Source organism: Micromonospora sp. NPDC023888 (assembly GCF_040639415.1).
Lineage (GTDB): Bacteria > Actinomycetota > Actinomycetes > Mycobacteriales > Micromonosporaceae > Micromonospora.
The window spans coordinates 20350-33062 of sequence record NZ_JBEZZW010000027.1 but is presented as its reverse complement, the minus strand read 5'-3'; the positions used below and the strand labels follow the sequence as shown (position 1 = coordinate 33062).

The window sequence follows — 12713 nt, the reverse complement described above, 5'->3', positions numbered from 1 at the left end:
ACCCACGGCACGCCCGGGCGGCAAGCGGGTCGTGGCGGCCGCAGCCGACGCTCCCCGCTGACCCCGCCACTGCCGTCACGCGGGGTGACGACGCTTGTCGCGTCGCCACCCCACCCCCGTCGTGCCAGGCCAGGTGAGCCCGTCCTGTCACGATCAGCACCGGACCTCGTACCGCTCGACTGCCGCAAGGTTCACGATCGTCGAACCGCCGCGATCGTCGAACCGACCGGTCAGGCCGGTTGCGGGATCCGACCCCGACCGCGCCGCCCTCGCCCGGACGGCGCCGGCTCCGGCTGCCCCTCGTCCGGCACCGGCCCCAACTCGTCGTCCAGGTCGCGGTCGGTGCTGTCGTCATTCGCCTCGGGCGGGAGCCCCAACTCGTCGTCGAGATCGGCCGGACCACTGCCCGGCCCGATAGGTCCGCTGGTCGGGGAGACCCTGCCGCCCGAGGGACGCTCGCCGAACGAGGAACCATCGTCGGGTGGGCCGGCCTCGCCGATCGGGGGTGCGACGTCGCCTGTCGGGTCGTCGACGAACGGGCTGGTTCGCAGTGCGGCGTAGTCGGGCAGCTCGAAGTCGTCGTCCAGCGGGCGATCGTCCGGCAGCACAGGCTCGTGCCCGGCCGGAACCGGCTCGGTGGGCTCGCCGTGCACCCGACTCTCGGCCTCGCCGTCCTCCACCGTGCTGGTGGTCATGCTCGGTCGGTTGCGCAGGAAGCGGGCCCGACCCCGGGACAGGTCGTGGCCGACGGCAACCGCCTCCAACTCGTAGAGGGTGCGGTGGTTGCCGGCGTCGTCGGTCCAGTCGCGGGTGTAGAGCCGCCCGCAGACCACCACCGGATCCCCGACCATCACCGAGGCCGCCACGCCTTCGGCGAGCTTGCGCCAGCAGTTGACGCGTACGCGGAGCGAGTTGCCGTCGACCCACCGGCCGCTGTCCCGGTCGAGTCGGCGGGCGGTGGAGGCGACCTTGAAGTTGGCCACAAGCGTGTTGCTCTGGGTGGTGCGTCGCCATTCGGGCGCACTCAGCACATTGCCGACAATTGTTACGTGGGTGTCGAACATCGTCCCTCCAGGGGGATCGGGGCCTGCCAGCGCGAGTCGACTCGACACCGAGCCTCGACGCCGTGGGCGAGCACCGCCAGCGCCCGGTCCGAACCTGTGGACGACGAACCCACCTGTGGACAACGCCCTGATCACGCCCTGATGTGGTACGGCCGACCCACCCGGCCGGGCGTCGGCGGTTTCCGAGACCAACCACAGTGGGTAAGCACTTGATCAACGCACCACCGACAGCTCCACGTCGACGAGAGGTCAGCGCCATGATGATCACCAAGACCGGCTCCGCGATCGCTTCCGAGGCGCGGCGATGAGCGCCGCGGCGAACCCGGCCACCGTCGCCGAGTGCCTGCGGGTGGGCGCGGGGTTCTCCCAGGGCGACCGCAACTGGATCGCCGAGCAGTTCGCCACGCTCGACGCCCGGCTGGCCGGCTTCCACGCCGACGCCACCGAGCTGGAGGTGTCGGTGAAGGACCGGGAAGCGCGTGGTCAGAAGGTCACCCTGGAGTGCTGGATCGCTGGCCGGCAGAAGATCGTCACCACCTCCGCGGAGGAGGACCTGCACGCCGCGCTCAACGACGTGCGCGACGACCTGCGCCGCCGGCTCAACGACGCCAAGACCCGCCAGGAGCCCCGGCACAACAAGCACCTGCGCGACATCCCACAGCCCCAGGGCGAGTCGGACCCCACCGACGGCCAGGAGCAACTGCCCGCCGCCGACCCGAGTCGCGCCGACGCGGAAACGGTCTGACCCACGCCCCGTCCCCGCGATCCTGCACCTCCCGTCCGCACATGGCTGTCACGGGCTGTGCCAGGGCAACAGGAGCAGGATCGCGGGGCAGGCCGGAGCGCGGGCTACCGCTGGGTAGGTTGGCGGCGTAGCGTCGCGTTCGTGGAACCGGACGTGTTGGGGCCGCCGTACGAGCGGCAGACGATCGACCTGGGCACCGACGACGAGGGGCCGGTCGTCGCGACACTGGTCCGGCGGAGGGCCGAGCGTCCCACCGGGCGGGCCGTCCTCTACGTGCACGGGTTCGTCGACTACTTCTTCCAGACCCACCTGGCCGACTTCTTCGCCGAGCGCGGCTGGGATTTCTACGCGCTGGACCTGCGCAAGTACGGTCGCAGTCTGCTCCCGGGCCAGACCCCGAACTTCTGCCGCGACATCAGCGACTACTTCCCCGAGCTGGACGCCGCCGCCGAGATCATCCGCTCCGACGACGGGCACGACACCCTGCTGGCGATGGGCCACTCCACCGGCGGTCTGATCATCTCGCTCTGGGCGGACGCCCGCCGCGACACCGGCACCGTCGACGGCCTGGTGCTCAACAGCCCCTTCTTCGACCTGAACGCCCCCTGGGCGGTGCGCCGACCCCTCGCGGCCGCCGTCTCCCGGCTGGGCCGCAGAGCGCCGCACCGCATCCTGCCGTTCGGCCTGGGCACGGTGTACGGCGAGAGCATCCACTCCGACCACCGCGGCGAGTGGACCTATGACCTGGCGTGGAAGCCGCTGGCCGGGTTCCCGGTCCGGGCCGGCTGGCTGAACGCGATCCGCACCGGCCAGCGCCGGCTGCGCGCCGGCCTGGACATCCAGGTGCCGGTGCTGCTGGCCTGCTCGACCCGCTCCTTCCGGGGCACCAGGTGGCACGACAACGCCACACTGGCCGACGCCGTGCTGGACGTCGAGCACATGGTCCGGTATGCGCCCCGCCTCGGTCGCCACGTCACAGTGGCCCGCTTCGACGGCGGGTTGCACGACCTCACGCTCTCCGGTCCGGCCGTGCGCGAGAAGGTCTTCGAGGAGGTCGGCCGCTGGGCCGAGGCGTTCCTCGCCGCCGGCCCCACCGCGCCGGCCGACCAGGTCACCGCCGACCCTGCGCCGACAGCCACCCCGGCTGCCGCCGACCGCGCGCCAGCCGACCGCACGCCAGCCGATCCTGCGCCAGCCAACGCGCCTTCGGCAGTCGAAGCCTCGACCAGCGCCGACTCGGCCGTCGGCGGGGCCGGGCTCCCGCAGAGCCGAGGTTCGACTACCGAAGCGGCAGGTGCGGCGACAACCGGCGGCTGACCGGCCCGAAGACCGACGCGGCTAGCAGCTCAGACGTCACCGGACGACGCCGGGAGAACGGCACGGATCCGGTCGAAGGTCGCCACCTGGTGCTCTCCGACGCCGGGCAACACCAGACCCAGGCAGTACGGCGACAACTCCCCCGTGGCGTCGGGCTGGACGACGAAGACCGGCGCGCCGACGTACCCCTGCGGCAGTTCGGTGGTGATCCGCACGGCGTCCCCGTCGCGGACCACCCGCTCGATCGCGACCTCCAGCGGACGCGACCCGTCTTCGCGTACCCCGTGGGCCAGCACGAAAGCGGAGCCGGCGTCGGCGGTGAGGCGGGCGACCACCTCGGGCTCGGCGGCGATCCCCGCGGGCACCGGCTGGACCCGCCACCGCCAGCCGCCGTCCCCGGCGTACCGGTGCAGACCCGCGGTCGGCAGCACCGCGACGCCGTCGCCGGGGAAGCGGGACCAGCCGGGCACGATCTCGACCGCGGGAACGGCGGCCGGGGCGACCCCGGCCGGCTCGGTGACGCTCGCCCGCAGCCCCAGCTCACCACCCGGCGCGCCGACCAGGTCGGCTGCCGTCAGCAGCGACTCCCCCACCGGGTCCTCGCCGCCCTGGAAGAAGAACGCGGTGCCGAAATCGTCGCCCGACCGGTACGGCAGGATGGCACGACCGACGATCTGGCACAGCTCGTAGGCGACGTCGTTCTCCACGTCGGGATCCAGCAGCACCAGCCAAAGGTACGGTCCGAGGCCAGGTCGGTCCGTGGGAACCCGGATGCCCGCCGCGCGGTCGACGTGAGACCCTGCTCGGCGACGCGGACGCGGGCACCCTTTTCGCCGCCGGGCAGCAGGGCGGCGGTACCCTCTGGGCGCGACATCCACGCCACACGCGCCCGTAGCTCAGCGGATAGAGCAGGGGACTTCTAATCCCAAGGCCGCAGGTTCGAATCCTGCCGGGCGCACCCTGAAGAAGCAGGCTTGACCTGCCACTTCTTGCCCTTCTCGTGATCTGTGTGATTGCTACTCATTGATCTTGGCTAAGCGATATCTCGTAGTGGCTGCGGTGCCGCCGGGGCTACGATCGGCCGTGCAGATCGTCGGCCCGGAGTTGGGTGGGGCCGCAGCCCTGGAGGCTGCCTTCCCACGTCATCTAGGTGATGACGTGCGGAAGGCCTTGGCAGTCCTACCGCCGGCGCCGCACGCGCGAACGTCGCCATTCCGTGTGCTGGTCGACGGCGAGCCGGTCCTGATTCCATCCCGGATCTACCTCGACGAACCGTCCGTCGCCGCGGAGGCGGCGCTGTCTGCCACCCACCGTGCGGTGCTGGATTGCCTGTACACCCGGCACCACGACGGCCGGGTAAGGCAGCGGCGGCTGGAGCGGGTGGTCGGCTTGTTCCAACCGTGGGTGGCGCCGTTCGTGGTGCAGTTGGTGGGCGAATACGTGGACGAGATTCTGCTGGTCATTTGGCGGGCACTCGCGCCGGAGCTGGTTGTTCCACACAGCCCCGCGGACGCCGTCTACGGGCGATTTGCCGCCGAGAACCCGGCGTTCGTGGCGCTCACCGACAAGCGGATCACCAGCTACTGGGACTGTTACCACCGCGGGCGCTACCCCACGCTTGTCGACTACCCAGGGCACGCCATGACGGCGGCGCTGCGGGCGTCGGCGGAGCGGCACGATGCATCGGACGGTGATGCGCGATAGCCGCCTTCCCGCGCCTCACCGCGATGTCGCACGTAGCCGTCATCGACGATGATCGCGAGTAGGACTGTCGGGCTTGACGCGGTGTGGAACGCTCACCGTTAGTAGGGATCCGGTTGCGAAGACAGGAGCCTGGTGAGCAAGAAACCCTCCAAGCAGCGCTCGACCCGGATCCTGGTGGTGGGCCGGACCGGCGTGGGCAAGTCGAGCATCATCAACTCGGTTGTCGGCGCCTCGGTGGCCCAGACGGGAAAATACCGACCGACGACTGCCAAGATCGAGCGGTACGACGCCGAATATCGCGAGTCGACGATGGTGCTCATCGACACGCCCGGGTTCGGTGACGCCGGGTGGGACCGGTCCAACGACGAGCGCTATCTGGCGCTGATCGAGCAGGAGGCCGGCGAAATCGATCTTGTCCTGTTCGTTACCAAGCTCGACGACACCCGGGTCGAGCGCAGCGAATACGACACGCTCAGGGCGCTTACTACCAAGTTCGGCCACGGCCTGTGGGACCGTGCGGTCGTTGTGCTCACCCGTGCGGACAAGTTCACCCGCCTCGATTACCCCGACGAACTGGCCCAGCGAAGCGCGGCGCTGCGCGAAGCAATGGAGACAGTGGTGGGCGACCGCGCCCACCGGATCCCCTTCGTCCCGGTGACAAACACTCGCGAACGCACACCTGATCGACGACTCTGGATGGCAAGGCTCTGGCTCGCCATGTTGGAGCGCGTGAGCGCTCCTGGGTTCGACGCGTTCGTGCTGTCGACCATCTTGCGGGTCACCAGCGAGGACGCCTCCGAGGAGGACGACCCTGACCCGCCGCGGCAGTCCACCCCGACACCTCCCCAACCCCGGCGCCGCAAAGGCGCCGCAGTCGCCCCGGCACCCGCTCCGGCTCCAGCTCCGCGACGGGCGACCACGCCGACTGTCGCGACGCCGGCCTCCGTTGACCGACCCGCCGGTCGGCGCCCGACGTCCACCCCACCCACGACGACCCACTCATATGTCTCCGACGGGGTGCCCGTCCAACAAACAACGATCAACGTCGGGGCTGGCATCGCCAATATCACCGTGAACTCTCAGCAGATCAACAACACCGAGGCCGTGATGGCCATGAGAGCGTCGACCGGTCTGTTGGACAGACTGAAGGCTGCCGGCTCCTGGATTGTTTCTGGAATTGTGGCCGGGGTCTTCAAGATCCTGGGACAGTAGCGGTCCTCCTGAATCCCATCGATCCCGAAGCCGCTCCGCCGTTCACCCGTCCGATGGCGGACGTCAAAACGCGCTCCGGCGAAACACCATGACCAGCCACATCACGGCCGACCGAAGGTCGCGCACTCACAGGAAGCAGCGGAAACAGGCTCGCGGAGGCGCAACTCCCGGCTACCGGTGAACTGCACCGAGCACGCCTGCCAGGACAGTGCCTGAGCTACCCCCGGTAGCTCGGAGGACGATCTGCTGGGCTGCTTGGGCGGGCGTGAGGTGCGTGGTGTCAACGACCTCGGCCTCGGCATGCAGCCACGTGCGGGCCGCCTCGGCGTAGGGCTCAAGGTACTTGAGGCGGAACGGGGAGGGGACGGGGTGTTCCCCCTCGATACGCCTACGGAGGGTGTCTTGGTCAGCGTGGAGGACGAAGTGCCTTACCGGTATGGCGTGTTGGGCGAGGCCCCCGCTGATTTCGCGCCAGTACTGCTCCACCAGGACGGTCATGGGCATCACCAGAGTGCCGCCGGTGTAGTCGAGCACGCGGCGGGCGGTCTCGACGACGAGCTGCCGCCACGGCGGCCAGTGCTGGAAGTTGTCCGTCTCGGGCAGCCCCGGCGTGATGTCCATGAGTGTCTCGCCGACCTTCTCGGCGTCGAATACCCGTGAATCCGGGATCAGTTGTTGCACGAGCGCGCTGGTCGTCGTCTTGCCCGCGCCGTGGGTGCCGTTGAGCCATACGATCACGGGGCACATTAACGCGGGTGAGCAAGCGGGCGGCGTTATGGACGGGGTCCTGAGGCGGGACGATCGCCGTCGGGGTTGCTGGCCGTCGAGGGCGGGGCGATGGCTGCCGCGCGTGCCGCAGGTCGTTGCAGCCGCAGCCAGTCGAGTCCGGCCGCCGCCCGGGTCGCCCGGCGTCGTCCGCGTTCACGGGGCCAGGAGCCTGTCCAGCGCAGCGCCCAACTCAGCGGGCCCGCTGAACCGTATCGCGGTGATGCCCAACTCCTGTGCGGCGGCAACGTTCGCGGCCTTGTCGTCGATGAACACCGCCTCGCTCGGGGCGCTGCCCATCAGGTCAAGTGCCCGGTTGAACACGTCCGGGTCGGGCTTGGTAGCTCCAAGCTGACAAGAAAAGAGCAGGGCATCGAAGCGGGAGGCAACGTGGGGAAGCACATCCGGGAGCGCATCCAGAAGCAGCGGATCATTGTCCGTGAGCAGGGCTGTTCGCAGCGGGCGCAGGCCCTCCACCAGTTCCAGCACCTGCGGATCCGGCTCGAAGGCACGGCACCAGATCTGGTGGAGCGTCGTGCGATCGCCCCGGTATCCCAGACCCTCCCGAACTGCGCGGTGGATCTCCGCCGACGAGCCGAGGCCGCGATCCCACCGTTCGATGAGCCCGGACGCGTACAGCACGCTCTCGACCTGGTCGGCGCTTACCCCACACGCCTCCCCGAGAGCGGCCAGTCGCCGCTCTGGGCGGAACCGGCAGACCACACCTCCGAGGTCGAAGAAGATCACCTTTGACGGCATGCGCTGACGATAGCCGCCCCGCCGACATGCGAGGAGCGGGCGGCGACCAGGACGTCGGGGGTGCTGCCGATCCGCCCCGGAGTGGTCTTGGGAGTCAACGGATCAGACGGTCAGCGCCGGCCGGTCGCACAGCCGTCCGTGCTCGACGCCATGGGCTGGCGTACTCACCCAACCGGAACCTGACCAGCCTGCCGTCGCGCTGCTAGCGTCGTCGCGTGTCGATGTTCCGCACCCCTCAGGTGATCCTCTTTACTGAGGACGTGCCGCGCGCCGCCGAGTTCTACGCCGGTCTTGGCTTCACCGAAACCTTCCGCGTGCCGACCGAAGGCGAGCCCATCCACATCGACCTCGTGCTCGACGGCTACAAGATCGGCATTGCCTCGGCGACCTCCACCCGAGACGATCACGGGCTCGACCCCGTGTCCCAGGGCCAGCGGGCGGCGGTGATCCTGTGGACCGACGACACCGCCGGCGCGTACGCCGAACTGACGGCGAACGGCGCACCCGCGCTGGCCGCACCGCACCGGTGGCTCGATCGTCTGCTGATCGCCTGGACGGCCGACCCGGACGGCAACCCGGTCCAGCTCGTCCAGCACCTCTGAACCGCGCCGAACCCGCTCGACACCGGCAGCCGAATTGCTGGGCGGCACCCGACCGAGGCGCTCCGCAGACGACGAACGGTCCCTGCCCTGGTGGGAGGGACCGTGTGGCGGTCGGCTTCACCTGTGCGGGAGGCCGCAGCGTGGGGTGTGTTCAGCCCTGCTGGTAGCGCTCGTTGCGTCGAAGGGCCTCTTCGAGTTGGTCCTCAAGAATGATGATCCGGCAGGCCGAGGCGATGTCGGTGCCCTGGTCGCACATCTCCCGGGCTCGCGCGGCAAGACGTAGCTGATAGCGGGAGTAGCGGCGGTGCCCGCCGCTGGAGCGCTGCGGGTCGATCAGTTTGGCGTCGCCGAGCCGGCGTAGGAAGTCCTGCGAGCAGCCGATGATCTCGGCGGCACGGCCCATGGTGTAGGCGGGGTAGTCCTCGTCGTCGAGCATGTCGTCGGATTGGGTCATGAAACCTCCATCACGAGGGCCCCGGTGCTCGAAAGCACCGGGGCCCAAGGGTTGTGGGTCAGGAACACCATCTGCCGACTGAACGTCGGCTTGTCTTGTCCGCACCGGCCGTCAACAACGGCATCGGGTGCGAGGATCGCATATGCGTGACCGGAGACCACCTTTCGTTCGATGGAAACTGCGGTGTCCGCCCAGCCCACGAATGTGGCTGACAGCGGGCGATCCAACGGTGTTACGCCCTCCCTTGCCTCTGATTTCCTCTGTCGTTCCTCGTTCTGTCCGCCGGTGTCCGAGCCCCACGCGACTTCCTGGCCCTGACACGTACGACGAACCCTGCTTACCTCGGGTGAAGCCCTGAACGAGCGTCGGCCTCACCCGCTACCTCTCCGAGCGGGCCCGCGTTGCTGGCCCCACTCCTTCGCCCTCGGATGGGGCGGTCACGTCAGCGTCTTTACTTGCTCCGTCTTCGACTTCAGGAACGTTAGCTCACGGCGGCAAGAATATCTAGCGTTTCGCGCAGAGATTTCCTCTGCCGGCGCGAGCAGTCCCGCCGGCCGTGCAGCACCGAACCCCGCCGGCGGGTCGGCAGACGCTGCGCAGCCGACTGGAAACACCTGCCGGGGGCGCATCTCCCGGGCGCGCCCGGGCCTGATGACGTCGGCCCGGGCGCGACGTGCATCAGGAGGCGTACGCCTCGAGTTCCACCACCCGCGAATAGCCGGCGGTCTCGTTGCTGGTCAGCGTGACGACCCGGAACGCGGTCGCGGTCAGCGGTGTGAAAGTCGAGCTGACCTGACCGGCGACGTTGCCGCGCACCTGGGCGACGGTCTGCCAGGTCTCGCCGACCCGCACCTGGACGTCCCAGTCGCGCAGCCCGTACTTCGCGGCCGGGTACTTGGTGGAGTCGAGCGTGTAGACGTCGACCCGGCCGACGGTCTGCGGACCGTCGAACGTCACCTGGAGCCAGTCGGGAAAGGCGCCCTTGTTCGCGTCGTTCCAGCCGGTGGTGGTTGCCCAGTGGTTCGAGTCGCGGTCGCCGTCCACCGCGCCGCAGGCCGGGTAGTTGGGCAGGTTCTCCGAGGAGGCCGTCACCGGCACGTACCTGGCGAGGTTGCCGGTGGTCTCGACCGGCCCCGGGGTCACCTCCACCGGCACCGAGAGCCGACGCTCACCGGACCGGACGGTGATCGTGTACCGGCTGCCGGGCGTGGTGTCCCGAGGTGCGGTGACGGTGATCGGCACCTTGAGCGTGTAGCCGGCGGGCAGGTAGCTGGAGACGAGGGTCCTGGACAGCTTCAGCGGCGCGGTCACCTCAAGGAACGCGTCGGCGTACACGGCCGCACGGCCGGTGTTGCCGAACTGGAGCTGGAAACCCTGGTTCGCGCAGGGTATCGGGTTGACCTGCACCAGGCTGACGTCGGAGGCGAGGCTCAGCCGGGTCGGGTCGGGCCGGCCGGCGACCGCGGGGGCCGTGCCGCCGATCGCCACCAGGGCGATGACGGCACCGGCGACGGCGGCCTTTCGGCCACGGGACAGGCCGGCGAGCCGGCGCCAGAGAGTACGTGTCATGGCTTTACCTCTCATGCCGGGTGCAGGCCGGGGTTGCCGGCCTCGACGGCGAAGGAACTGATGGTCTCGACGGGCGCGTCGTTCCGGTCGACGTACGGCACCGCCCGGTAGTCGGCCCGCAGCTCCCGCTCCGTGAGCCGGACCCGGAGATAGCCGCGCCGCTCGTTGACGAGCTTCAGGTGCGGATTGCTGTCCAGGAACTTCTGCCCGGCGGCGGAGATCTCACTGCCGTTGCCGCCGCTGCTGATCGACGTTCCCACCAGCTCCACCCCGTACGTCTGCGAGTCGGGGTTGGTGAAGTCGCGCTTCATGTCGAACGCGTAGGCGGCGTGCACGTCGCCGGTGAGTACGACCGGGTTGCGTCCGCGCAGCATGGCGAGGCCGTCGAGGGTGACCTTCTGCTCGGCGGCGTAGCCGTCCCAGGCATCCATGTTGTACAGGTCGCCGGCCGTCGGGTCCTGGTCCATCCGGCTCATGATCACCTGGTTGGCGAGCAGATTCCAGGTCGCGTGCGAGGTGCGCACACCGTCCAACAGCCAGCGCTGCTGCTGTGCGCCGGCCAGGGCGCGCGCCGGATCGCGGCGCTGCTCCGAGTCGACCTTCCAGCCGTCCCCCGATGCCTGGTCGGCGCGGTACTGGCGGGTGTCGAGCACGTTCAGCTCGGCCAGTCGTCCGAAGGTGAACCGGCGGTAGAGCATGTAGTTCGGTCCCTGTGGGGCCGGTGAGCGCAGCGGCATGTGCTCCCAGTACGCCCGGTAAGCGCTGGCCCGCCGGACCAGGAAGTCCTCGACCGGGGCGTTGGTCTTGGAGGTGAGGCCCGCGTAGTTGTCCTGCACCTCGTGGTCGTCCCAGGTGGGGATCCAGGGTGCGGCCTGGTGCGCGGCGCGCAGGTCGGGGTCGGATTTGTAGAGCGCGTACTGGAGGCGGTAGCGGTCGAGCGTGTCGGCCTCGGTGCGGAACTGGCTCGGCACCGGCTCGGCGAGGTTACGCAGTCCGCCGGAGGCGGAGACGCCGTACTCGTAGATGTAGTCGCCGAGGAACACCACGGCGTCGACATCCTCGGCGGCGATGTGCCGGTGAGCCGTGTAGTAGCCGTCCAGGAAGGACTGACACGAGGCGACGGCGAAGGTGAGGTGGTCGACCCGCTGCCCGGGTGCCGGGGTGGTCCGGGTACGACCGACCGGGCTGAGGTGCCGGCCGACCTTGAAGCGGTACCAGTAGCGACGGCTCGGTTGCAGGCCGCGCACGTCCACATGCACGCTGTAGCTGTACTCGGGTCGCGCGGTCGCGCGTCCGGACCTGACGATTCGCCGGAACCGCTCGTCGGTCGCCACCTGCCACTCCACCTCGGCCGCGTGGTACGGCATACCGCCCAACGGCTCGTACGGTCGCGGTGCCAACCGGGTCCAGATCACCACCGCTTCGGGCAGCGGGTCACCGGAGGCGACGCCGAGGGTGAACGGGTCGTCGTCCAGGGTGCTGGTGGCGGCGGCACTCGACTGGCCCGGCAGGTTCGTCGCGAAGGCGAGCGCCGTCGCGGCACCGGTGACGGTCAGGAACCGCCGGCGCGCCAGACGGGCGGCCGGTCTGGGGTCTTCCACTGGGATCACTCGCAGGGCTCCTCTCGAAGGGGGCACGACTTGTCCCGCAGTCGTTGATCATTAAGTGGGAGCCAGTTGGCCGCCCGGTGGCGAGCCGGTGATCATGGCGTGGACCGGGTCCGACATCCGCTCGTCAGGAACGAGGCGCTAGCAGGTCAGAACGCCGCTGGGTGATCGTGGTCGCCGCCGGACAGCGGCACGGCACCGAGACCCGGGCGGTGACAGCGAGAAGCCCCGGACCCCTGTACGGGGTCCGGGGCTTTCCGAAAACTACCCACAGTTTGGTGGTCGGCCGCGCCGCACCCTCATCAGGGGTCGAGGAGCAGAGGAGCCACCCCGGTGATCCGCAGCACCCGCAGGGTGACTCCGCCGGCGCCTCGGACCGAGAAGCGGGAACCGACCCGGTCCGCCCGGTCTCGTGCCAGCAGAAGTGCGTGCACACCCGCGGCGCTGAAGAAACTGACGCCGGTGAGGTCGCAACAGACTTCCGGATGGCTGTCGACCGCGTTGAACAGTGCCGTCGCCAGGCGCGGCGCGGTGTCCATGTCGACGTACCCGACCGGGGCGACGACCGTCCGGTCGGCGGAGATGGTCGCGGTCAGGTCGGTGGGCTCGGTGTAGCGAGTCACCTGGAACGACAGCTCGGCCGAGCCGGCCGCCTGGTGGATGCCGAGTGCCGCCGGTGTGACCCGCCCAGGGCTGATTGCCGCAGAGGAACGAGCGAAGTGGGTCTGAAGAAGTGACTGATGTTCAATCATAGGCTCGCGCCCCTGTCATGATCCGTAACAGGATGGGCGCGTGGCTTGACCCGAACTCCACCGTAATCGGAGGGACCGCCGACCGCCAGTCGACTTTTTCCCTGGTGCCGAACCCAGCCGGACTACGGCTGCCGAGCCGTCACCCCCGTCGGCACGGCAAGCC

General features: G+C 69.4%; 12 protein-coding genes, 1 tRNA gene and 1 pseudogene. 6 read left to right on the top strand and 8 right to left on the bottom strand.

What is annotated here, in order from left to right:
* Positions 1-230: 230 nt before the first annotated feature.
* On the bottom strand, positions 231-1064 hold the full coding sequence (locus AB0F61_RS22840; protein WP_357812827.1) for a single-stranded DNA-binding protein: 834 nt from the start codon (positions 1062-1064) through the stop codon (positions 231-233).
* A 304-nt stretch (positions 1065-1368) separates the two neighbouring features.
* Between AB0F61_RS22840 and AB0F61_RS22835 the strand changes: the two genes are divergently transcribed.
* Both AB0F61_RS22835 and AB0F61_RS22830 read left to right on the top strand, forming a co-directional pair.
* Positions 1369-1809: an HPF/RaiA family ribosome-associated protein gene (locus AB0F61_RS22835; protein ID WP_357812825.1), complete on the top strand. Its 441-nt coding sequence runs from the start codon at positions 1369-1371 to the stop codon at positions 1807-1809.
* A gap of 141 nt (positions 1810-1950) precedes the next feature.
* Positions 1951-3021: pseudogene (locus tag AB0F61_RS22830) on the top strand (alpha/beta hydrolase); the annotation flags it as partial.
* Between the two features lie 134 nt (positions 3022-3155).
* Here the strand turns inward: AB0F61_RS22830 and AB0F61_RS22825 are convergent.
* Positions 3156-3851 carry a hypothetical protein gene (locus tag AB0F61_RS22825; RefSeq protein WP_357812822.1) on the bottom strand — a complete coding sequence of 232 codons (696 nt, stop codon included), beginning with the start codon at positions 3849-3851 and terminating at the stop codon, positions 3156-3158.
* Positions 3852-4011: 160 nt separating this feature from the next.
* Here AB0F61_RS22825 and AB0F61_RS22820 point away from each other — a divergent pair.
* From AB0F61_RS22820 to AB0F61_RS22810, 3 genes are all read left to right on the top strand, one after another.
* Positions 4012-4084, top strand: a tRNA-Arg gene (locus AB0F61_RS22820).
* Between the two features lie 125 nt (positions 4085-4209).
* On the top strand, positions 4210-4830 hold the full coding sequence (locus AB0F61_RS22815; RefSeq protein ID WP_357812819.1) for a hypothetical protein: 621 nt from the start codon (positions 4210-4212) through the stop codon (positions 4828-4830).
* Positions 4831-4962: 132 nt separating this feature from the next.
* Positions 4963-6042, top strand: a complete 1080-nt coding sequence (locus tag AB0F61_RS22810) for a GTPase (protein WP_357812815.1) — start codon at positions 4963-4965, stop codon at positions 6040-6042.
* A gap of 171 nt (positions 6043-6213) precedes the next feature.
* Here AB0F61_RS22810 and AB0F61_RS22805 read toward each other — a convergent pair whose 3' ends face one another.
* Together AB0F61_RS22805 and AB0F61_RS22800 are read right to left on the bottom strand one after the other, a co-directional pair.
* Positions 6214-6780: an AAA family ATPase gene (locus AB0F61_RS22805; RefSeq protein WP_357812812.1), complete on the bottom strand. Its 567-nt coding sequence runs from the start codon at positions 6778-6780 to the stop codon at positions 6214-6216.
* A 183-nt stretch (positions 6781-6963) separates the two neighbouring features.
* A complete protein-coding gene (locus AB0F61_RS22800) occupies positions 6964-7566 on the bottom strand; it encodes an HAD family phosphatase (RefSeq protein ID WP_357812810.1) in 603 nt (200 codons plus the stop codon).
* A gap of 221 nt (positions 7567-7787) precedes the next feature.
* Between AB0F61_RS22800 and AB0F61_RS22795 the strand changes: the two genes are divergently transcribed.
* Entirely contained in the window at positions 7788-8168 is a 381-nt protein-coding gene (locus AB0F61_RS22795; RefSeq protein ID WP_357812977.1) for a VOC family protein, read from the top strand.
* A 151-nt stretch (positions 8169-8319) separates the two neighbouring features.
* On the opposite strand, the gene AB0F61_RS22790 is transcribed toward AB0F61_RS22795, so the two are convergent.
* The 4 genes from AB0F61_RS22790 to AB0F61_RS22775 all read right to left on the bottom strand — a co-directional run bounded on the left by AB0F61_RS22790 (position 8320) and on the right by AB0F61_RS22775 (position 12550).
* A complete protein-coding gene (locus tag AB0F61_RS22790) occupies positions 8320-8622 on the bottom strand; it encodes a MerR family transcriptional regulator (protein WP_179780640.1) in 303 nt (100 codons plus the stop codon).
* Between the two features lie 678 nt (positions 8623-9300).
* On the bottom strand, positions 9301-10191 hold the full coding sequence (locus AB0F61_RS22785) for a discoidin domain-containing protein (protein ID WP_357812802.1): 891 nt from the start codon (positions 10189-10191) through the stop codon (positions 9301-9303).
* Between the two features lie 11 nt (positions 10192-10202).
* Positions 10203-11801 (bottom strand): alkaline phosphatase D family protein, encoded by a 1599-nt coding sequence (locus tag AB0F61_RS22780; protein WP_357812799.1) that lies wholly within the window; start codon positions 11799-11801, stop codon positions 10203-10205.
* A gap of 299 nt (positions 11802-12100) precedes the next feature.
* Positions 12101-12550, bottom strand: coding sequence for an STAS domain-containing protein (locus AB0F61_RS22775; RefSeq protein WP_357812796.1), 450 nt, complete (start codon positions 12548-12550; stop codon positions 12101-12103).
* Positions 12551-12713: the final 163 nt, after the last annotated feature.